The organism is Nostoc sp. T09 (genome assembly GCF_002154695.1).
In the GTDB taxonomy this organism is placed as follows: domain Bacteria; phylum Cyanobacteriota; class Cyanobacteriia; order Cyanobacteriales; family Nostocaceae; genus Aulosira.
In genome coordinates this window covers 22,444-42,690 of sequence record NZ_MTAV01000117.1, presented here as the reverse complement: position 1 = coordinate 42,690, position 20,247 = coordinate 22,444, and the positions used below count along the sequence as shown (strand labels likewise).

Sequence of the window (20,247 nt, the reverse complement as noted above, 5' to 3'; positions counted from 1 at the left end):
AGATCCTAGAATCAAGCAACGGAGTAATGAGGGTTTCGGGTTATCCCGAACTCAGGTTAAATAGCTAAATTACAGGAATATAAATTATAAAAGTATTTAGCAAATACTAATTCACAAATATTTTCAAATTAAAAGTTATCTAAATCATTGTCAGAGTATGTAGTACCCACAAATGCAGGAGTAGCCGCAGATTGCTTCTCAATCAGTTCTAGCAGAGCATTATTGCAGCGTTCTGCAATTTCTGGATATTTATTGGCATACCATTCTAGTGATGTTACAGCACAAGAATCGCTAATATCAAAGCCAAGTTTCATCAATTCTTCGGTTTCTTTCACAGCAAGATTAAAAATTGCGTCAAGGTCAACGAAAGGTTCAGGCATATTTTAAATCCTTAGTTTCAATCCCTAATAGGGATTTTAATTAATTGGAACCATTAATTCTGCTAGTTGTCCGCACTTGTTATTGGTTTCAATCCCTAATAGGGATTTTAATTAATTGGAACTTTGACGAAAAAAGTTGCAGAGGTTCCGCCTTGGGTTTCAATCCCTAATAGGGATTTTAATTAATTGGAACCTATAAAGGTGAAATAGAATGCATAGAAGTACATAGTTTCAATCCCTAATAGGGATTTTAATTAATTGGAACAATCCATCATGGTGCCGAATAGCTGGCAAAAAACGTTTCAATCCCTAATAGGGATTTTAATTAATTGGAACCGTCCACAGTTGAAAGCATTGATATATTTGGTTTTCAAGGTACAGTTGCGTCAACTTGAATAAAATATAGCATTTTCAGGCTGAATGTGTTTGGGCAAAGCAATACATTATGGCTTAAATCAATTTATATCAAAGCTTACAGAGTTTGCGTCAACCTCGACCTTTGGCATTTACACTTCGTTTTGATGTCGCATTGTATCTAAATTATTGCTCGGCTAAGCGTTGAATATGGGCAATAATTTCCTCTTTGTTGATGGTTGACTCTGGTGGTACAAGCCAGTTTGGGTAAAGATACACTTTATGATTTAACTTATTTGTTTTGCGCTTGTCTAGAACCCTTCCCCAATGGTCAGGGAAAATGAACCATCTAGTACTCAGCCTATTTGGAGGAGTCGGAGGAATAGCACCCCATGCAAGCCGAGTTGCTGAACAATACCAAATAATGGCAGATGAGGGGTTAAACCATTGCTTGCTTTCAACTTCGCCACACATCCAGCCTCGATACCCTACAGGAAGAACACGAGGATCTTCAACCCGACTAGCTACACTTTTGACTGATATCCAAAATAACTTACGCTGATTATCGGTACTGTATACAGGAATGTCTTCATCTGTACCAAATTCGGTAATGATAGACTCTCTAACATTAATACCTCGATTGCGTAAACCTATACGAACTATCTCAACTGCATGTTTTCCTTCAGCTAATAATTTTTCCCAATCAGATAAGGACATAATTAAAATAAAATTATTCTGATAATTTAAAATAGCATTAATTAGTAAACCATGTTATTCCCTCTTATTTAATTGTTGCTTATGGCTTTATTAAGCTAGTCGGTATTTAAATAATTACTTAATAAATAATTTATACATCTGTGTAGTGTAATCAAATATCTGTATATGCATTTAGTAAAATAGAAAATATTTTTGATGATAGTAGAGGAAAATATATTGCTGAAATGTGCATTTAGAAAATGAGCCTTAGACCTTGTATATTCTCTTTTTTCGCTGGTTCAGGGTTTCTTGATTTAGGTTTTGAAAGTAGTGGTTTTAATATTGTTTATGTCAGTGAAATTTTTTCCCCATTTATCACTGCATATCGCTATTCACGAGAGATTCTGAACCTACCATTGCCTGAATATGGATATCATGAAGCAGAAGCAGCAGATGTAACTAAACTTCTTAAAGGAAAACAAGCACAACGCCTTTGGGAATTAGTCCAAGATTGCCGCAAATCTAATATTATTGGCTTTATTGGTGGACCGCCTTGCCCTGATTTCTCTATTGGAGGAAAAAATCAAGGATATTTAGGAGATAATGGTAAACTTTCAGCCTCCTATATTGAATTAATTTGTCGGAATCTACCAGATTTCTTCTTATTTGAGAATGTCAAAGGTTTGTGGAGAACAAAAAAACACCGTTTATTTTTTGACTCTTTGAAGCAACAGTTAAAACAAGCAGACTATATATTAACAGAGCGATTAATTAATTCTATTGAATACGGTGTACCGCAGGATAGGCAAAGAATTATTCTTCTTGGATTCCACAATCGCTTAATTAAGGAAATAGGCATCAAAATTGGTAGTGAAATATTACTACCTGAAAACCTATTTCCTTGGGGAAATCATATTTTATATCCTCAAGAAAAAGTCTTTGCTTACCCTTGGCGAAAGTGCGAACCTTTTCAAGAAAATTCTGTAATTCCTTGTCCTGAAGATATTCCTCAAGAGCTTACAGTTGAATACTGGTTTAGAAAAAATGATGTGTCGCAACATCCGAATGCGGAACAATATTTTCAACCAAGAGCAGGTATTAGGAAATTCGCTTCGGTTGATGAAGGTGATGATTCTAAAAAATCTTTCAAACGGTTGCACAGATGGCGCTACTCACCAACTGCTTGTTATGGTAATAATGAAGTACATTTACATCCCTACAAAGTAAGAAGAATTTCTGTGGCGGAAGCTTTAGCGATCCAATCTTTACCTGTAAATTTTATACTTCCAGAAAATATGTCACTCACCAATATGTTTAAAACTATTGGCAATGGTGTGCCATATTTAGCATCAAAGGCATTAGCTCAAAGTATTCTTAACTTTTTAGCAACTGGTATCTGAAATTCTGGTGATCTGAATAAGGTTAAAAGTTTCTAAGGCTAACTAAACTACGTACGTGATTTGGGGCTACCTGCAAAGCCGACATCTCAGACCTATTCTCCAACCCAGTTTTCAGAATAAACTCGTAATAAATATGGTTTAATATATATATAAGAAATGTTTTAATTTTTTATAAAGATTAATAATCAATAACTGGCAAAAGGCACGATGGCAGCAGACTATCCAGACATTGATATTGCGCCATTTATCGATCACGCCCTGTTAACGCCAACGGCTACCCCAGAGCAGGTTGAGCAATGGTGTGAAGAAGCAGACAGATTTCATTTTGCGGCGGTTTGCCTATCTCCCGCCTATGTGAAGCAAGCAGCGGAACTCCTCCACGGTAAAAACCCAAAAGTCTGTGCAGTGATTGGCTTTCCTACAGGGGCGACTACTTCAGCAGTAAAGCTGTATGAGGCTCAAGAAGCAGTAGAAAATGGTGCCACTGAACTGGATGTGGTGATCAACTTGGGCTGGTTGAAGGCTGGCAAAACTGAAGAAGTCCACCGGGAAATTGCTGAAATTTGTGAAGAATCCGGGCAACCTGTTAAGGTAATTTTAGAAACTAACCTGTTGACGGATGCGGAAAAGAAACTGGCAGCAGAAATCTCTATGGAAGCAGGGGCTGCATTCTTAAAAACCAGTACAGGTTGGAATGGGGGTGTAACGGTGGCAGATGTGCGACTTTTGAAGGAGATCGCACGAGAAAGGGTAGGAATTAAGGCCTCAGGCGGTATTCGTACCATTAATCAAGCCTTAGAATTAATCGTGGCGGGTGCTACTAGATTAGGCACATCTCGCGGTATCGATTTAATCCGCGAGCGCAATAACCCGGAAAAGGTGGAATAGTCATTTGTACTCAGATCAATAACTCATGACTTGCGACTAATGTACGGGCGGTTTAAACGAAATATCGCGTCTGCCCTTAGATATGCGGGTTTAACCCGCTCCTACGGACTCTTGGCTAATGAGTAGAACTTATCAAGTAACTGGAATTAATCTTAAAGCCCAGGCGCTGGGAGAATCAGATAAAATAGTAACAATTTTGACACGAGAGTTCGGTTTAATCCGAGCAGTTGCCCCAGGGGCACGCAAGCATAATTCTAGCCTGGGTGGTAGGAGTGGGATGTTTGTAGTGAATGAACTACTGATTTCTAAAGGGCGATCGCTCGATAAAATTACACAAGCGCAAACAATCAAAACTTATCCAGGTCTAACTAAAGATCTAGGTAAATTAGCTGCTAGTCAATATTTAGCTGAAATAGTTCTATGTCAAGCTTTAAGCGAACAACCCCAAGAAGAACTTTATGAGTTGCTCAATGAACACCTCAATCGGTTGGAGGCATTATCTAGTACCGAAGCAAGTATTTTAGCTCATCTATCTCATGGAGTGTTTCACCTTTTAGCTTTAGCAGGACTCACACCTCAGGTACAAGTCTGTTGTCTAACGCAACGTCCCCTGATACCAAATTTTACAGACCCCAACTGGCAGGTAGGATTTAGCGTCTCTGCTGGTGGAACAGTTTGCTTGGATACTTGGGAAGACTTACGAAAACAAAGAGATAAGGAGAGAAAAATCAATTCTTCTGTTCCGCGATCGCCTCATTCTCCTACAACCTCAGCCTCTCCCATCTCTGGCTACCAAACAGTTGTGCATCGGCAAGAAATACCTGTGATTTCTAATCGCTTGAATGCTACAGAACTTGAGATACTCCAGCAGCTGTCGCAACCAGAGATAATGCTTATTAATGCAGTCAAAGATGATGGCTGGTTATCTGTTGAGCAAATTCTGCGCCAGTATGCTCAGTATCATTTGGGTCGTCCAATTCGCTCCGCCACTTTAATTGATTCTTATTTTGCTGCTAACCATGATGCAACCGTCTGATTTGGATAAAAAAATCTTGCCTTTGTCACCGAGCTACGCCAAAAAACAGAGTAGAGCATCAGATTCTACAGCACCTAGTCACTTGAGTGCTGTTCCTAAGCCTCGACCTAGTCAAATCAATAACCACGAAATGTCCTCAAAAGACATTTCTCAAAGTAATAAAAATTGGACATCGGAAAAATCAAACTCTCATGCCACTGAGGAACCTGGCAAACAATTAGCAGATACATCAACCAAGACTGAGGCTAATGGCCAAGCAGCTATTACCTCAGAAAAAGATCTGCCAGGTGTCAATGGGCCTAACTCAGGGGCAGAACAAGAATTAAGTGATGTGGCCCAGAAGGGGTTTTTACCTGTATTAAAAAACCCTAATTTCCTGGCTCTTTGGGGTGGTCAAGTTTTTTGCCAGCTAGCAGATAAAGTTTATCTGGTGCTAATGATTGGCTTAATTAATACTCAGTTTCAAGCTAGTCATCAAAGCATTAGTGGTTGGGTATCAGCTTTAATGATGGCTTTTACAATTCCCGCAGTGCTATTTGGTTCCGTGGCAGGTGTATTTGTAGATCGCTGGTCAAAAAAGACGGTGCTAGTAGCAACAAATGTTTGGCGGGGAATTTTGGTGTTGGCAATTCCCCTACTCTTATGGTTGACTCATGATTGGAAACCAGTAGGAATGTTGCCAGTAGGTTTTTTGATCATTTTAGGTGTGACTTTTTTAGTGTCCACGCTGACGCAGTTTTTTGCACCAGCAGAACAAACAGCCATTCCCTTGGTGGTGGAAGAACAACATCTACTCTCGGCGAACTCCTTGTACACAACAACCATGATGGCCTCAGTGATTGTTGGCTTTGCTGTTGGAGAACCACTGTTAGCGATCGCCGATCAACTATGGCTGCAACTGGGTGCAAGTGGGGGATTGGGTAAGGAAATCGTGGTCGGTGGTAGTTATGCGATCGCTGGGTTGATTTTAGGCTTTCTAGTAACTAACGAAAAACCCCACGACTCAGCAACAGAATTTCCTCATGTTTTCTCTGACCTGCGGGATGGACTACGCTACCTCAAAGACAATCATCGTGTTCGCAGTGCTTTAGTCCAACTGATCATATTGTTTTCCATCTTTGCAGCATTAACTGTTCTAGCAGTGCGGATGGCAGAAATAATTCCTAACTTGAAACCCTCTCAATTCGGCTTTTTACTAGCAGCTGGTGGTGTTGGTATAGCTGCTGGGGCGACAATTCTTGGTCAGTTTGGTCAACGCTTCTCTTACACTGGGCTAAGTCTGTGTGGTTGTATAGGTATGGCAGCTTCGCTGATTGGTTTATCCATATTTACAACACAGTTATGGATTGTCCTTTTGTTAATAGCACTGTTGGGCGTGTTTGGTTCACTAGTGGGTATACCTATGCAAACTGCAATCCAAACAGAAACCCCAGCAGAAATGCGGGGTAAAGTCTTTGGTCTACAAAACAATGTGATTAATATCGCCCTTTCGTTACCCTTAGCATTAGCTGGTGTTGCAGAAACATTTATTGGATTACAAGCAGTCTTTTTGGCATTAGCTGTAATTGTCTTTTTTGGAGGTATCTTTACTTGGTATAACTCTCATCGGTAATGATTAATCATTAGTTTGTCATAATTAATCATTTACTGAAAGCTGAAGTTTTCGTGGTAGACTTAACTGAGCCTTAAATCACCATAGGCTCAATTACGGGATCGTTGTGAATCCTGGCTAAATGAGTTTTTATTAACTCACATCTATTAACCATCCTTACTAGAATCACTAAAGCCATAAATAAGCTACTGTTGCTTTACAAAATTGAAAAAGTTGATAATTTAGTCTTTTCATATGTTTGGAATGTTAGCTTTATTCCCATGTCATTTACTACTTAAATAAAGCTTATATTTGGCTATTTTAGAAGGATAAAAGTATCAAGTTTGATAATAACTAAAAAAATGGAGTTTGATAATAACTAAACAGGTAGTGATGATAAGAAGTTAAAAGCAAAACCATAAAGGAAAGATAACTAAATATTAAACCCGCTGTTCTTATAACTAAATAAAGAATGCGTATAGCCTGGATTGGAAAAAAATCACCCTTTTGCGGCAACGTCACCTACAGCCGAGAAATTACAAATGCCTTGCTAGACCGAGGGCATGAAGTTAGCTTTCTCCACTTTGCCCAAGAAGAATCTGAACCTGACAACTGGCCAAAATTCCAAGAAGTTCCCTTACCCTTCATTTACAAGTCCCAGGTTTACACAATTCCCACTTTCAAAGCAACCAAAGTATTAACTGATTCGTTGCGGGAAATCAAACCAGATATCGTCCACGCTTCCTTGACTTTATCTCCCTTGGACTTTATTCTTCCAGAGATTTGTGAGCAACTGAATTTGCCCTTAATTGCTACTTTCCATACGCCATTTGCAGGCAAGGGGGCAAAACTCATCTCTGGAACACAACTTTTGGCCTATCAGCTGTACGCACCTTTTTTGGTTAACTACGATCGCGTCATTGTATTTTCCCAAATTCAGCGAGAGTTATTGGCACGGATGGGCGTACGGGAAGAAAATGTCGCCGTCATTCCCAATGGAGTAGATACTACTAAATATTCTCCTGGACCTTCTCAAATCAAAGCAGAATTTCAAGCCGAACGCCTATTTGTCTATCAAGGTCGGATTGCTCCAGAAAAAAATGTCGAACCTCTTCTGCGCGCTTGGAAGCAGTCGGCAATGGAAATCGATAGCAAGTTGCTAATTGTTGGTGACGGGCCTTTGAAGCCTTCTTTACAACCATTTTATGGTGCAGATGAAGGCATTATTTGGTTAGGATTTATTGCCGATGAAAATCGACGTATCGAAATTTTACGAGGAGCAGATGTCTTCATTTTGCCTTCATTGGTAGAAGGGCTATCTTTATCTCTGTTAGAAGCAATGGCATCTGGGTTAGCTTGTTTAGCTACAGATGTGGGTGCAGATGGAGAAGTGTTAGAAAAAGGAGCAGGAGTAGTTTTAAATACTAAGACAGTGCGATCGCAATTACGAACCCTCTTACCACTATTCCAAGACCATCCTGAGTTAACAACTGTGTTGGGGCAGAAAGCCAGAAAGCGTGTACTAGAGCGCTATACCCTCAGTAATAATATTACTCATCTCGAACAGTTATATCGCGAAGTCTTACTACAGCGACCTCTACCGCTAAGTCATAGATTATAAGCAAAGGCTCTACTCTAAATTTTAGTTAGCTGCGCTGAATCTTAGATCATACAAGGGTGCAGCTATACTGCTGAACTTGGCTAATTTAAGTGCATATTCATCATTTACAGATGCTTTCTGGTAAATGTACTATCAAGTATAGATATGCCAACTGCTGGCGTTTGGCTTGCAAAAACTGAATAAATTCTTAAACGAACTTCCTTGCACAATAAAAGAGCTAACTCTTTTCCACAGGGACTTTCAACGTTTGTTGAATCGCTCTTACTGGGTAAAATTGTCAAAGAGGCTGGCGAAGCGAGCTTGAGGCGTTGACTCCTAATTTTTAACTTACATCAGTTTTATTAACAATTACAGAGCTTACATAAGTACACTTATAGTTGCGCTAAGAGCTATATTGATTGCACAGCAATGATTTAAGGGCTGTGTAGTAGATTTACATCGGCGTAAGTTGAGCCAAAATTTTCGCAAAATTGTGAAATCAGCTACCTCTTTGCTGGTACTTCGACTCCCACTAAAGGCAAATAAAGCACTTCACTCAGCAGAAAGACAATTAGCTTAGGAGGCAAGTTTTGACAAATTTCGTTACATCTTTTCAAAAAACTTTACAAAACTAAAGATTTATTGTTACACTTCTTTACATAACACCTAAACCTCTGATGAGAGGACTGCATAACTAAGTGCAGTATCGTTGTAGCCCACTGAGTTTGAGCTAACACTTTTGCCATTAAACCAAATATGTACTTGTAAGACAGTCCTGAGACTGGCTTCAGTTCGTATGCAAAAAACTTAATCTTTGCAAGTATTTTCAGGTTGATAATGTTTCACTTTCAGCACTGGAAATCTTGACTGAAGAGAGTTTATTGGGTTTTTTGTTGGCTTTTCTCAGCTTTAAGATGCTTCATTGGAATTTTGAAAGCAGCTAATTCATAAACAGTACTGGAGATTCTGATCATGGCTTTGACTATCGAGTCCGCTCAAAGTATTTTTTCTAACACTCAAGTTCCTAGCCCGATTCCAGCAACTATAGCTCTGTTCGATCAACTCAGCGTTGAAGATCAGCTAGCATATCTCTGGTATGCCTACACCGAAATGGGTCGTACAATTACTCCCGCAGCGCCTGGAGCAGCACGCCTGCAACTAGCAGAAAGTCTGCTCACCCAAATTAAGTTAATGTCTCCTGAAGAGCAAACGCAAGTTATGCGGGATATTGCTAGCCGTGCTGATACTCCTATTAGCCGTTCCTATGGTTTTTTCAGTGTAAATACCAAGCTAGCTTTTTGGTACGAGTTGGGAGAGTTGATGAAACAGGGTATTGTCGCACCTATCCCGACTGGTTATCAAATGTCTCCCGGTGTAAAAGTAGTGCTAGAAGCTACCCAGAAACTTGATCCAGGTCAGCAAATTACAGTACTGCGTAACACAGTAGTAGATATGGGATTCGATACTTCAGAGCTTGGTCCCAGTAGTTATCCAAAAGCTGTTGCAGAACCTGCATTCCCACGTACAGCTCCAACTGCTACTACCTCAGTCAAGATTGATGGCATCACAGAACCTGCTGTATTAAAGTACATTGAAGCCATGAACGCAGACAACTTTGATGCTGCTATTGATCTGTTTACTCCTGAAGGTGCGCTACAACCACCATTCCAAAAACCGATTGTTGGTCGTGAGGCGATCTCTAAATATATGCGTGAAGAAGCGCAAGGGCTGAACATGATGCCAAAGCAGGGCATTATGGAAGTTAAACCAGATGGCTCTAAACAGTTGAAAATTACAGGTGTAGTACAAACTCCTTGGTTTGGTGTCAATGTTGGGATGAATATTGCTTGGCGGTTTTTAATCAATCCCCAAGGCAAAATTTTCTTCGTGGCAATTGATATGCTGGCATCTCCTCAAGAACTACTGAGCCTGCGTCCTGTTTAGAAAGCATCTACTTAAGAAATAATAGGCTGTTAAAACCGCAAATCTACAAACAAAACCCGCATAGGCGGGTTTTATTCATTTTGATAGTTCTTTATCTCCCAAGACCAAAGCATTTCCCAATTTTTTAAGCGATAATTTTACACTAATTGAGTTTAGTAAATTTAGGATTGATTTATAAACGGCACCACTCACATTAAATAATAAATTATAAGCAAAGGTTATGCTTTAAATGTCCGTTAGCTGTACTGAATCTGAAAGCATAGAAGGGTGCAGCTACACTGTTAACCTTCGCTAATTTCAGTATATTTTTAACATTTATAGATGTTTTCAAGTAAATGAACGCATTTTTTGCCTCAGGCAAAAGCGCAAAGGCGCAAAGAAACAAATAGTTTGTGATACCTAATTTTGTTTTTTAAATTTTAAATGAGCAAGTGTAAATGCAGATTTATCTCCTAAAATATAGTATTTAATTCTCCTATGAATTATGCCAGGAATGTTAGAAATAAGATGAACAAAGAAATATGGATTATGTACTATTTGAATTAAAAACTCCAAGTATTGCCTTTTTTTTATAGTCTCAACAACACGGTAATAAGCTAAATACTTTTGGCTAATTGTAAGTTTCTTAGTTAAAGCTTGAGCTAAATTAGGATGGCGATTAATTATATCCTCAATAGCCATAAAATCTTTAATTTTTCGGCAAGTTAATTCAAGATTTTTATTCAACTTTGAAGACACTAACGAACCTAAACGAGAGCGATAAAAATAATATGGCTCTGGTAGAAATATGAATTTTGCTCTATACACTAAACACTGCAAAGCTAGCCAAAAGTCTTCACTTATGGTTAGTGTTTCATCGTATGCAATATCATTACTAATTAAAAAATCTCGTTTAAATATAGGCTTCGATAAACCAAGATGTAAACCCTGTTGTCCATATATATCTGTGGCAACAAAAAAGGCTGGGTCGATTAATTTTACTTGGTTAATAGACTCCCCACTTTCACTAATTAATGTACTCCAGGGATAGTCTTGTCCATTTTCTATAAAATATAAGTTATCGGCAACTATATCAGCGTGTTCTGAGTATGCCATCTGTAAAAGTGTTTCTAATCGTTCTGGTGCATACCAATCATCAGAATCAAGAACAGCAACCCATTTACCTTTAGCTGCTTTTAGAGCGCGATTACGCGTACCAGACACACCTAGATTCTTTTCATTTACTAATATCTTCAATCGCTCATCATTAAACTTTTTTAATACCTCTAATGTACTATCATTAGAGGCATCATCAACCACAATTATCTCAATATTACTTAGAGTTTGTCTCAAGGCTGAATCTATAGCTTTAGAAATATAATTTTCAGTATTATATGATGCAATAATTATAGATACTTCAGGTTTCATTGTAATTATGTTTAAGATTTACGATCGGTAGGAGTGGTCTCTACATTTGCAGACTCTCTTAGTTTCTTTGTAATGAAGGCAGATTTACTTCTTGCTGAAGGCAGATTTACTTCTGTTTAAGCTGTCGTTAAATATACGGTTCAAAATTGTCAATCAGTGAAACAATTAAAGGCTGTATTGCAACAAAAAATACCCTAGCATAGGTACTGGTGAGAGCTTGTTTTTTTAATTGGGGTTCTGTTAGCAATGGAATAGAAATGTACGCTAAAGTTGAAATCATTGCTATAGCTAAGTTTTAGCCCTCACTCACCGATGAGTTTTTTCCAATTATGAAAATTGTTACTATAGGAAAAATGCACTCATTGCCTAAATACACGGTGATCGTGAGGCGTTAAAGAAAGTAGAAATTTTATTGTTATCGCAGCAATCAGTCGGAATGCGTACATTTTGGTTCCATTGCTACTCGCACGCGATTAGCGTAATGCTGTCAATAGATTTAAAACTAAACTGCGTCTACTGGCGTGATAAAACTAAAATAGTGCATTAGATTTATTTATTGGAAGGCGCTAAAGCGCAACTACAAACATTTTTTATTGCAACATCTTAGTTGTGTCGCGCTACTACTTTGAAACCCATAGTTTTTTATCGATCGGGTTGTGCTCCCAAATCCTATGCTCTCACCAGTTCCCTGTTCCCTTTTGAAAAACTCTAGTTCTCAACTTGGACGAGGTTTATGTTGTTTTGTTTAGTGAAATATATGAATTTGCTTTAGCCCCGACCGTGCAAGAACGTTGAATATTATTGACTAGCTCAAACCTTGGTAGATCTAGCTTTGGAGTGATCTAGAAAATTCTATAACTTACTTTTTTCATAGCCGCTAAAACTCAAGCGACTATAAAGACCATCCCAAACTGGTTGGCTGTTCATAAACCCGCTTCAAGGTATTCACATCTCTAGCAGAAATAGGCGGCGGTTGGCGAACTTGAGAAAAGTATAAGGCATCGGTTTGTAGCGGACTATGTCCCCAAATTCCCAAGGCGTGGCCGAGTTCGTGGCGGACTGCGGCAAGGAGATAATTACCAGTCTGGCTAGGACTCAACAATATTGTGAAGCGGTGCAATAAAACTTTGTTGTGGGTATATAACTCGTAGGTAGTTAAGGCGGAACGCGCACGAGGAATTTTATCGTTAGGTGAAATTTTGAGAGGTGGTGCTTTTCGCAAAATACTAATATCTGCAACCTGTGGTTGTTCCACTACCAATAAGGGCAAATACACATTCCACTCTTGCACAGCCTGTAAGACGCTATTAACCCATGCTTGAGCTTGCTGGCTGTTAATTGCTGTTGGTGTTTCTACGTAAACTCGAATGGGAAACTGTGACCAAACAAGATAGCCTACTTGGGTTGGTGTAATTTGAGAAAAGTAATCACCACTGTTTGTATTATCTTGCCATTGCGCTAGTGTTGGCGGTAGAGGATGGGGTTTTGGAGAAGGTAGAGAAAGGGAGATTGAGTAGTCGCTATGCTGGAATTTTGTGGAAATACCACTAGACTGGGTGTTGCAAAAAATAACTAGCAGCCCTGTACCTATAGCTAAGGCAAGAACTGCTAGTAACTGTCGTATAAATACATTTTTCAGGATCTTGGGTTTTGGGTATTGGATTTTGTTCCCCATATCCCTATCCCCTATGCCTACTTAGGTAACCAGCCAGCACTTAAAACCACTGTTAAACCTAGAAAAATTACTGTCAGCGCCCAAGTAATTCGGTTTAAGGTATTTTCTGCACTCTTGGTGCTGCTAAACAGTTGAGCTTGTCCACCAATGGCTCCAATACCATCACCTTTGGGACTATGCAGCAACACTAAGACAATTAAACCAACGGCGGAAAGTGCCCAAATGCTTTGAACAATATTAGAAACTGTCATGGTAGCAATCTCAATAGATAGTCAATTTCAAAACAGAAGTGTCTGGGTTAAGGTAACAGTTAACTGTTATCTGTTTTACAAACCTACTTGCGCGGGAGTACGACTGCGTTGCACATCATATCCTGCTGGTACAACTAGCGATCGCCCTGTCATTTCGGATGGTTGAGGCAGCTGTAAAATCTCTAGAATTGTGGGAGCAATGTCGGCTAGCTTGCCATCGCTTCGTAGTTCGACATTTGTACCATGTCCAGGGATTTTTACTTTTTCGCCTTCCAGCAAAATTAAGGGGACTGGGTTGGTGGTGTGGGCTGTCCAAGGATTACCCGCATCATCAAGCATATACTCAGCATTACCGTGGTCAGCAGTAATAATTGTTGTTCCCCCGACTTTAATAATGCTAGCAAGTAGGCGACCCAAACAGCGGTCAACCTTTTCAATTGCTTCTATCGTAGCTTCTATCTGACCCGTATGCCCTACCATGTCTGGGTTAGCATAGTTAATCACAACTAACGAGTAGATACATTTTTCAATCGCCGCGATCGCTACATTTGTGACTGCTTCTGCTGACATCGCCGGGGCTTTGTCATAGGTTGCTACCATTGGACTGCTTACCAGTTCTCGGTCTTCACCAACAAAAGGTTCTTCTAGACCGCCATTAAAGAAGTAGGTGACGTGGGCGTATTTTTCGGTTTCAGCAGTGCGAAACTGCTTGAGATCGTGATTGGCGATTACCTCTCCCAAAATATTAGTAAGATTTTGAGGCGCAAACGCTACAGCCACTCCCAAGTCTGGATCGTACTGAGTAAAAGTAGCAAAAGACAGTGGCTTAATTAACTGCCTTTCAAACCCGGTAAATTTGGGACTGACAAAAGCTTGTGTGAGTTGTCTAGAGCGGTCAGGACGGAAGTTGAAAAATATCACCCCATCCCCTGGTTCTATTGCACCGGGAGCAATGCGTATTGGGAGGATAAACTCGTCTGTCACCCCTGCGGCGTAAGATGCTTGTAAAACTTCTACAGCCTGGTGACTGTCAGCTACTCCATCTTGTGTCATCACGTCATAGGCACGTTTAACGCGATCCCAGCGATGATCGCGATCCATCGCATAGTAGCGACCGCTGAGGGTAACTATGCGCCCAATGCCTATGCGATCTAGGTAGTCTTGCAGCAACCCAATCGCTTTTACACCCTCTGTTGGTGCAGTGTCACGTCCATCGGTGATGGCGTGGATACAAACTTGGGAAATTCGCTCTTGCTTGGCTAAGTCAAGTAGTCCAAATAAATGGGTGAGATGGGAATGTACCCCACCCTCGGAACAAAGACCTACTATGTGAAGCTTGCCATTGCGATCGCGAACTTCCTGGCAAATTTTGACAAGTGCTGGGTTGCTGAGGATAGAACCGTCTTCGACAGCATCTGAGATGCGTACCAATTCTTGGGGTACTACCCGCCCAGCGCCAATGTTCAAATGACCAACTTCCGAGTTGCCCATTTGACCCTCTGGCAACCCTACGGCTTTTCCTGATGTGCGGATGAGGGTATGCGGATAAGCTGCCCATAAACTGTCCATGACTGGAGTCTGAGCATTAACAATAGCGTTTCCTCGCTTCTCCTCACAGTAGCCCCATCCGTCTAAAATGACTAGCACCACAGGAGCAACAGGTGCTTTGGTCATAGTAAAATTGCCCTTTACTTTTTGTAATACCCGAATGATACCACTGCTAATCACCGCTGCAAGCGGAATTTCTGCTCATTAAAGCCTTTTATTCAAGACCTAGACTTTTTTTAGATATTTGTGTCAGATTTTTGTAGGTAACCCCGGTGAAAGACCGGGGCGTAATTTATGCGGTATGCAGCATTAAGCTATCTTCTGGTTCGGCCGTATAGGCTGAGATTGCTCTGGTAGATGCGGGTCAATGAGACAGCCTTTAGAATGACCATCTACAACTACGCGCCCGCTGAATGGTTTAATTTCAACGGTAACTTTACCATTAAACCCTGTTAGCACTGCCGCTAGCGTTCCGAGCAAAGCTAAATAAGCAAAGAGCGTTAAGTTGCGGCTGTCGAATAGATTCACTTTCATGTTGGTTTTCCTTTGTTGGCTAGTGAATCCCTTCTCCCAGCTACTCTCAATTGGATTGCCAGTATTTGTTCAGTTATCCCGAAAACAGTTAAGTTCTATATTTCGTGATAACTTGGTTGTTGGAATAATATATTTGGCTCGAATCCCTGAGTAATAGCTTGGGCGTCGGGCTTTTTTTTGTACTGCTTTTTTTGTACACCACTACACTACCACTGCTAATCACCGCTGCAAGTGAATTTCTGCTTATTAAATTCTTTTATGAATGATTTCAGTATTTTTTAGATTTTTTTTAATTTTAGTAACTTTTGCGTATTTTTAGTGATGATTGGCTCCAGACAATTATCACTAAAAAAGCTTTTAATCAACTTCAGCAGTCAGTAATTCCTCGTCTGGGGCACTGACAATTTTTCAATAATGACTGACGAATTTAATACTGTTATTTGATTTATCTCTAGCAATTTATTGAGAAAGTGCTTGAGTTATAAGTAGCATATTAAAGATTATATATTTATTAATTTAGAATTCTGAGTAGAAGTTGCAAAACGCGGCAGCATGAGGTGCTTTTATTGGGGAAAGGTGTATAAGGCTTCGCCTTACACACCCTACAAAAACAAAATTTTTGGACTTTATTTAATCCACTACCCTATAAGTTACTAGAACTTCTTATTTGCGTTTCGCTGACGCTTTAGAAGCTTTAGCAGCTTTCTTAGCCGCTTTTTCGGCAGCTATGGCAGCTAACTTTGCTTGTTCTTTTTCTTCAGCAATTTTATCTAGATAGTAATGATAATTGCCTAAATAAACGCGGAATTCTCCATCCCGAATTTCTACAATTTTATTGGCTACCTGAGAGATAAAATAGCGGTCGTGGGAAACAACAATCGCTGTGCCATCGTAGTTCTGGAGTGCTTCTTCCAACATTTCTTTGGCTGGAATATCTAGATGGTTTGTCGGCTCATCTAAAATCAATAAATTCGCTGGACGTAACAGCATTTTTGCTAAAGCCAGACGCGCTTTTTCTCCCCCACTTAGTGCGCCAACTTGCTTAAATACCGTATCTCCAGTGAATAAAAACCGTCCTAAAAGCGTGCGAACTTCTTCATTTTTCCAGTCAGGAACTTCATCATGAATAGTTTCCATGACTGTTTTTTTCAAATCTAAAGCTTCCGCCTGATTTTGCTCAAAGTAACCAGGAATAACATTATGTTCGCCTAATTGAACACTACCTTCTGTGGGTGGTTCCATACCCATAATCACCCGCAGTAGCGTAGATTTTCCTGCACCGTTGGGGCCAAGAAAAGCAATGCGATCGCCTCTTTCAATTAAGAGATTTGATGCCAAAAACAAGATTTTGTCATCATAGATATGAGTTAAATCTTTAATGCTGACAACTTCTCGTCCGCTACGAGGTGCATCAGGGAAGCGGAAATGCAGAGTTCTGACTCCACCCGTAGGTGCTTCAATCCGCTCAATTTTTTCTAGTTGTTTTTCACGGCTTTTTGCTTGAGTACTGCGGGTAGCGCTGGCGCGAAATCTGTCAACAAACGCTTGCTGTTTTTCTAGTTCTTTTTGCTGGCGTTCATACGCACTCAGTTGTGCTGATTGATTTTCGGCTTTTTGTTGTAGGTATGCGGAGTAATTACCAAGGTAAGTAGTAGAAACACCGCGTTCAGTTTCTACAATTTGAGTGCAGAGGCGGTCAAGGAACTCCCGGTCATGGGAGACTATCACCATTGGAGTAACCAAACTTTTCAGGTAATTTTCCAACCACTCAATAGTTTCCAAGTCTAAGTGGTTAGTTGGTTCGTCCAGTAACAATAAGTCGGGTTTTTGCAACAGGATTTTACCTAAACTCATCCGCATCTGCCAACCACCAGAAAAGGCACTAACGAGGCGATCGCCATCTTCTGGTTCAAACCCCATCTCTGGTAAAATTTTCCCGATGCGTGCTTCTAAGCCGTAGCCATCCAAAGCTTCAAATTGGCGTTGCAAGCGATCCAATTTGTTGATCAATTGATCTAGTTCTTCTGGAGTTGCAGTTTCCATGTCTCTTGTCACCTGTGCTAGAGACAACTGCACTTGATTAGCTTCTTTGAAGACAGTCCAAAATTCTTCTCTCACAGTGCGACTGGGGTCTACTTCAAACTCTTGGTTGAGGTAGGCTATGTGTAAACTCGCAGGACGAATAATCTCTCCAGCCGTGGGTTCAATTTCTCCAGAGATGATTTTCAATTGGGTAGATTTTCCAGCACCGTTGACACCGACTAAGCCGATGCGATCGCCTGGTTTGACTTCCCAGTTGATGTCTTTGAGAACTTCACCTGTGGGATAAATTTTACTAATATGTTCTAGTCGCAGCATCAAGTTTCTCTCAGGGTAGGAAATGGGTAGTTGGGGGATGAAGTGCTAACGCCGTGTCAATCTTAACAAAATTTAATTAATATTTCGTCGGGGAAAATTTCCAAATGATAGAAAAATAGTTGTGGATTCTCACGCTGAAAGCTAATTTAGTTATATATACTCAATGAAATACACCTATTTCGACATTGGCTTACCCTAGCATTTAATTGTGCCGCTATTTTTCCCTGGAGCTGCCTGAATCAGAAGACTGCTATTGTACTGCCTGCCTGACTTCCTTTACACTCAATTCCAAAGCTTCGGCTATTTGCTCTTCTATAGTTAACCCAGCAGCCAAAATTGGTAGTAACGCTTTTAACTTACCACTGCGCTCACCTTCTTCTTTGCCTTCCTAAAAAGCTTCCTAATAAAATCGCGGTTGCTTTAACTCGTTTAAGCCAAACATAGCCTCGATTTCATCCCGACTTATGTCTGGAAAGTTACAACCCAAGATAGTATCTATATTCTGATTTCAACTAAGGAAAATTGATAATTGTTTACCTTTGCAAGAGCAAGGCTAATGGTTTACAAGAAGTTGTTGGGCAATTTTTAAAACAATCTTTCAAATAGACTATCAGTTTTTACCAAGTTCTAATTATTTTGGATAGTTGAAAATGTATTAATTTATTCTTCAACACCATCTCGCACTTCTAGTAGTTGCTCTTTTGATATCCCTAATATTCGTGAAAGTGGCGCTAACAAACTATCATCTATTGGTTCTCCAGCATAAATATTATTTAGTTCAGAAGGAGAAACTTTAAATGTATCGCAGAATTTAGTAAACTCCTGACTACTCAAATCCAGTTCCTTTTGCCTTTCTCTTAATAAAAGTGTGATCGCTCTAGTTCCGTATTTTGGACGTTCACTAATTTTTATATATTTTTTCATTAAATTCTTGACTTGGTTGGCATCGCCACCAGTTTTTTTAATTACATCAGTGCAGGCTAATCTAAGAGCTTTATTTAAAACTTCTTGCTCATTTAAAAACCTAATAATTTCATCTGCATAGTCTTGTTTAAAAAAACCAGTTAAATTACCTTGATAATAAACTGGCACAAAAGCCTCGCTTGATTCTGCTTGCCAATCTGAAGGTTCGTTGTATATCGACATAATATGCACCTCTAAAAAATTTAATTGTATAAAAATTTACTAATTTTTTCAGATAAAGGTGCTACTTCTAGCATCTTTACTGCAAGTTATTACTAAGTATTTTCACTATATTATATGTTATAAATTAATCAATTTAAGTCCCGTTATACCATTTTAGATTTTGAATTGGGAAGGGCTTTCTGTATCTCGCTTCTGGGAATCCATCTATCGCATTCTTTTGTCAAATTTGTATTAGCTTTGTACGTCAGTGGGAATCTCAGATAAAAAACCGCTTATGTGTGTTACAAGCAACAGCACAACAAGCGGTTATCCACATTTTATAAAAAAGCCGATTAGCTTGTAGCTCCAGAAGCCGCTAACTCTGCTAAACGTTCCTGCTGGTCTTGAGAGATACAAGATTGAATAACTGACTCTAAATCACCTTCCAACACCGGGTTAAGGGAATAGTTTTGACCTAAACGGTGGTCAGTAACGCGGTTATCTTTATAGTTGTAGGTGCGAATTTTTTCGGATCGCGACCCTGTACCAACTTGCGATCGCCGCATTGAAGTTACAGCTTCTTGTTGTTCGCGTAACTTCATTTCGTACAGTTTTGCTCGCAAAATTTGCATCGCCCGTTCTTTGTTTTGTAGCTGGCTGCGTTCTTCCGTACAGAAAATCCGAATTCCTGTTGGTTTGTGCATCAAGTCAACAGCAGTTTCCACCTTGTTGACGTTTTGTCCACCAGCACCACCAGAACGAGCTGTGGTCATTTCAATATCCTTGGGGTCAATGTGAATTTCCACATCATCGACCTCTGGCATGATTGCGATTGTCGCGGTGGAAGTGTGAACTCTTCCCCCGGCTTCGGTTGCAGGTACACGCTGTACGCGATGTACTCCCGCTTCAAACTTCAGTTTACTATAAACGCTCTCACCCTGAATTTCCAGGATCACTTCTTTAAAACCGCCCATTTCACCTAGTGACTCGCTCACTAGTTTCACTTTCCAGTTCTGGCTATCAGCATAGCGAGAGTACATCCGCAGTAAATCACCTGCCCAAATACTCGCTTCATCCCCGCCAGTACCAGCCCGAATTTCCAACATAATGTTTTTGTCATCGTTGGGATCGCGGGGTAACAACAATATTTTTAAGCGGTTCTCTAAATATTCCAGCTTTTGCTCTAGCTCGTCTACTTCCAAAGCTGCCATTTCTTGCAACTCTGGGTCACTCGCAGATTCTTTATAAACCTGACGCGCTCCGATCAAGTCTTCTTGGGCTGCTTTCCAAGTTTCATAGGTATTAACTACCTCTTCCAAAGAAGAACGAGACTTAGCAATTTGTTGATACTCATCAGGATTGCTAGCGGTATCGGGGTCACCAAGACGACGCGTTAATTCATTAAAGGTTTGTTCAACGGATTTTAGTTTGTCCAGCAGGTATGATTCAGCCATGATGAG

Annotated in this window: 16 protein-coding genes and 1 CRISPR repeat array; of the genes, 6 read left to right on the top strand and 10 right to left on the bottom strand. The window is 40.0% G+C overall.

The features are described 5' to 3' along the window. Positions 1-128: 128 nt before the first annotated feature. Both BV372_RS22750 and BV372_RS22745 read right to left on the bottom strand, forming a co-directional pair. Positions 129-380 (bottom strand): hypothetical protein, encoded by a 252-nt coding sequence (locus BV372_RS22750; protein WP_256973405.1) that lies wholly within the window; start codon positions 378-380, stop codon positions 129-131. Positions 381-394: 14 nt separating this feature from the next. Next, positions 395-716: direct repeats of the CRISPR family, unit length 37 nt; unit sequence GTTTCAATCCCTAATAGGGATTTTAATTAATTGGAAC. Between the two features lie 204 nt (positions 717-920). After that, entirely contained in the window at positions 921-1,451 is a 531-nt protein-coding gene (locus BV372_RS22745) for a hypothetical protein (protein WP_086688767.1), read from the bottom strand. Between the two features lie 239 nt (positions 1,452-1,690). On the opposite strand from BV372_RS22745, the gene BV372_RS22740 reads away from it, so the two are divergent. From BV372_RS22740 to BV372_RS22715, 6 genes are all read left to right on the top strand, one after another. Further along, complete coding sequence (locus BV372_RS22740; protein ID WP_086688766.1) at positions 1,691-2,830, top strand: DNA cytosine methyltransferase; 1,140 nt, start codon at positions 1,691-1,693, stop codon at positions 2,828-2,830. Between the two features lie 207 nt (positions 2,831-3,037). Continuing rightward, positions 3,038-3,718: a deoxyribose-phosphate aldolase gene (deoC, locus tag BV372_RS22735; protein ID WP_086688765.1), complete on the top strand. Its 681-nt coding sequence runs from the start codon at positions 3,038-3,040 to the stop codon at positions 3,716-3,718. Between the two features lie 118 nt (positions 3,719-3,836). After that, positions 3,837-4,754 (top strand): DNA repair protein RecO, encoded by a 918-nt coding sequence (recO, locus tag BV372_RS22730; RefSeq protein ID WP_086688764.1) that lies wholly within the window; start codon positions 3,837-3,839, stop codon positions 4,752-4,754. Next, complete coding sequence (locus BV372_RS22725) at positions 4,741-6,366, top strand: MFS transporter (protein WP_086688763.1); 1,626 nt, start codon at positions 4,741-4,743, stop codon at positions 6,364-6,366. The genes recO and BV372_RS22725 overlap by 14 nt, the downstream gene beginning before the upstream one ends. Positions 6,367-6,817: 451 nt before the next feature. After that, complete coding sequence (locus BV372_RS22720) at positions 6,818-7,966, top strand: glycosyltransferase family 4 protein (RefSeq protein ID WP_086688762.1); 1,149 nt, start codon at positions 6,818-6,820, stop codon at positions 7,964-7,966. Positions 7,967-8,917: 951 nt separating this feature from the next. Next, a complete protein-coding gene (locus tag BV372_RS22715) occupies positions 8,918-9,889 on the top strand; it encodes an orange carotenoid protein N-terminal domain-containing protein (protein ID WP_086688761.1) in 972 nt (323 codons plus the stop codon). Positions 9,890-10,288: 399 nt separating this feature from the next. Here BV372_RS22715 and BV372_RS22710 read toward each other — a convergent pair whose 3' ends face one another. From BV372_RS22710 to prfA, 8 genes are all read right to left on the bottom strand, one after another. Continuing rightward, a complete protein-coding gene (locus BV372_RS22710; RefSeq protein WP_086688760.1) occupies positions 10,289-11,296 on the bottom strand; it encodes a glycosyltransferase family 2 protein in 1,008 nt (335 codons plus the stop codon). A gap of 892 nt (positions 11,297-12,188) precedes the next feature. After that, a complete protein-coding gene (locus tag BV372_RS22705) occupies positions 12,189-12,971 on the bottom strand; it encodes a peptidase (protein WP_086688759.1) in 783 nt (260 codons plus the stop codon). Positions 12,972-12,988: 17 nt separating this feature from the next. Then, positions 12,989-13,222: a preprotein translocase subunit SecG gene (secG, locus tag BV372_RS22700; RefSeq protein WP_086688758.1), complete on the bottom strand. Its 234-nt coding sequence runs from the start codon at positions 13,220-13,222 to the stop codon at positions 12,989-12,991. A gap of 75 nt (positions 13,223-13,297) precedes the next feature. Beyond that, positions 13,298-14,896: a 2,3-bisphosphoglycerate-independent phosphoglycerate mutase gene (gpmI, locus tag BV372_RS22695; RefSeq protein WP_086688769.1), complete on the bottom strand. Its 1,599-nt coding sequence runs from the start codon at positions 14,894-14,896 to the stop codon at positions 13,298-13,300. A 183-nt stretch (positions 14,897-15,079) separates the two neighbouring features. Continuing rightward, the gene (locus tag BV372_RS22690; protein WP_086688757.1) at positions 15,080-15,304 is read right to left on the bottom strand and encodes a hypothetical protein; all 225 of its coding nucleotides are present in this window, start codon (positions 15,302-15,304) and stop codon (positions 15,080-15,082) included. A gap of 663 nt (positions 15,305-15,967) precedes the next feature. Then, positions 15,968-17,662, bottom strand: coding sequence for an ABC-F family ATP-binding cassette domain-containing protein (locus BV372_RS22685; protein WP_086688756.1), 1,695 nt, complete (start codon positions 17,660-17,662; stop codon positions 15,968-15,970). Positions 17,663-18,322: 660 nt separating this feature from the next. Next, a complete protein-coding gene (locus tag BV372_RS22675; RefSeq protein ID WP_086688755.1) occupies positions 18,323-18,808 on the bottom strand; it encodes a hypothetical protein in 486 nt (161 codons plus the stop codon). Between the two features lie 332 nt (positions 18,809-19,140). Then, the gene (gene prfA / locus BV372_RS22670) at positions 19,141-20,241 is read right to left on the bottom strand and encodes a peptide chain release factor 1 (RefSeq protein WP_086688754.1); all 1,101 of its coding nucleotides are present in this window, start codon (positions 20,239-20,241) and stop codon (positions 19,141-19,143) included. Positions 20,242-20,247 lie beyond the last annotated feature (6 nt).

Excerpts from the sequence above, each read along its gene's own strand:
- BV372_RS22675 (WP_086688755.1), bottom strand. The coding sequence starts at position 18,808 with ATGTCGATATACAACGAACCTTCAGATTGGCAAGCAGAATCAAGCGAG.
- BV372_RS22705 (WP_086688759.1), bottom strand. The coding sequence starts at position 12,971 with ATGGGGAACAAAATCCAATACCCAAAACCCAAGATCCTGAAAAATGTA.
- gpmI (WP_086688769.1), bottom strand. The coding sequence starts at position 14,896 with ATGACCAAAGCACCTGTTGCTCCTGTGGTGCTAGTCATTTTAGACGGA.
- BV372_RS22685 (WP_086688756.1), bottom strand. The coding sequence starts at position 17,662 with ATGCTGCGACTAGAACATATTAGTAAAATTTATCCCACAGGTGAAGTT.
- prfA (WP_086688754.1), bottom strand. The coding sequence starts at position 20,241 with ATGGCTGAATCATACCTGCTGGACAAACTAAAATCCGTTGAACAAACC.
- secG (WP_086688758.1), bottom strand. The coding sequence starts at position 13,222 with ATGACAGTTTCTAATATTGTTCAAAGCATTTGGGCACTTTCCGCCGTT.
- BV372_RS22715 (WP_086688761.1), top strand. The coding sequence starts at position 8,918 with ATGGCTTTGACTATCGAGTCCGCTCAAAGTATTTTTTCTAACACTCAA.
- BV372_RS22750 (WP_256973405.1), bottom strand. The coding sequence starts at position 380 with ATGCCTGAACCTTTCGTTGACCTTGACGCAATTTTTAATCTTGCTGTG.
- BV372_RS22725 (WP_086688763.1), top strand. The coding sequence starts at position 4,741 with ATGCAACCGTCTGATTTGGATAAAAAAATCTTGCCTTTGTCACCGAGC.
- recO (WP_086688764.1), top strand. The coding sequence starts at position 3,837 with ATGAGTAGAACTTATCAAGTAACTGGAATTAATCTTAAAGCCCAGGCG.
- BV372_RS22740 (WP_086688766.1), top strand. The coding sequence starts at position 1,691 with ATGAGCCTTAGACCTTGTATATTCTCTTTTTTCGCTGGTTCAGGGTTT.
- BV372_RS22710 (WP_086688760.1), bottom strand. The coding sequence starts at position 11,296 with ATGAAACCTGAAGTATCTATAATTATTGCATCATATAATACTGAAAAT.
- deoC (WP_086688765.1), top strand. The coding sequence starts at position 3,038 with ATGGCAGCAGACTATCCAGACATTGATATTGCGCCATTTATCGATCAC.
- BV372_RS22720 (WP_086688762.1), top strand. The coding sequence starts at position 6,818 with ATGCGTATAGCCTGGATTGGAAAAAAATCACCCTTTTGCGGCAACGTC.
- BV372_RS22745 (WP_086688767.1), bottom strand. The coding sequence starts at position 1,451 with ATGTCCTTATCTGATTGGGAAAAATTATTAGCTGAAGGAAAACATGCA.
- BV372_RS22690 (WP_086688757.1), bottom strand. The coding sequence starts at position 15,304 with ATGAAAGTGAATCTATTCGACAGCCGCAACTTAACGCTCTTTGCTTAT.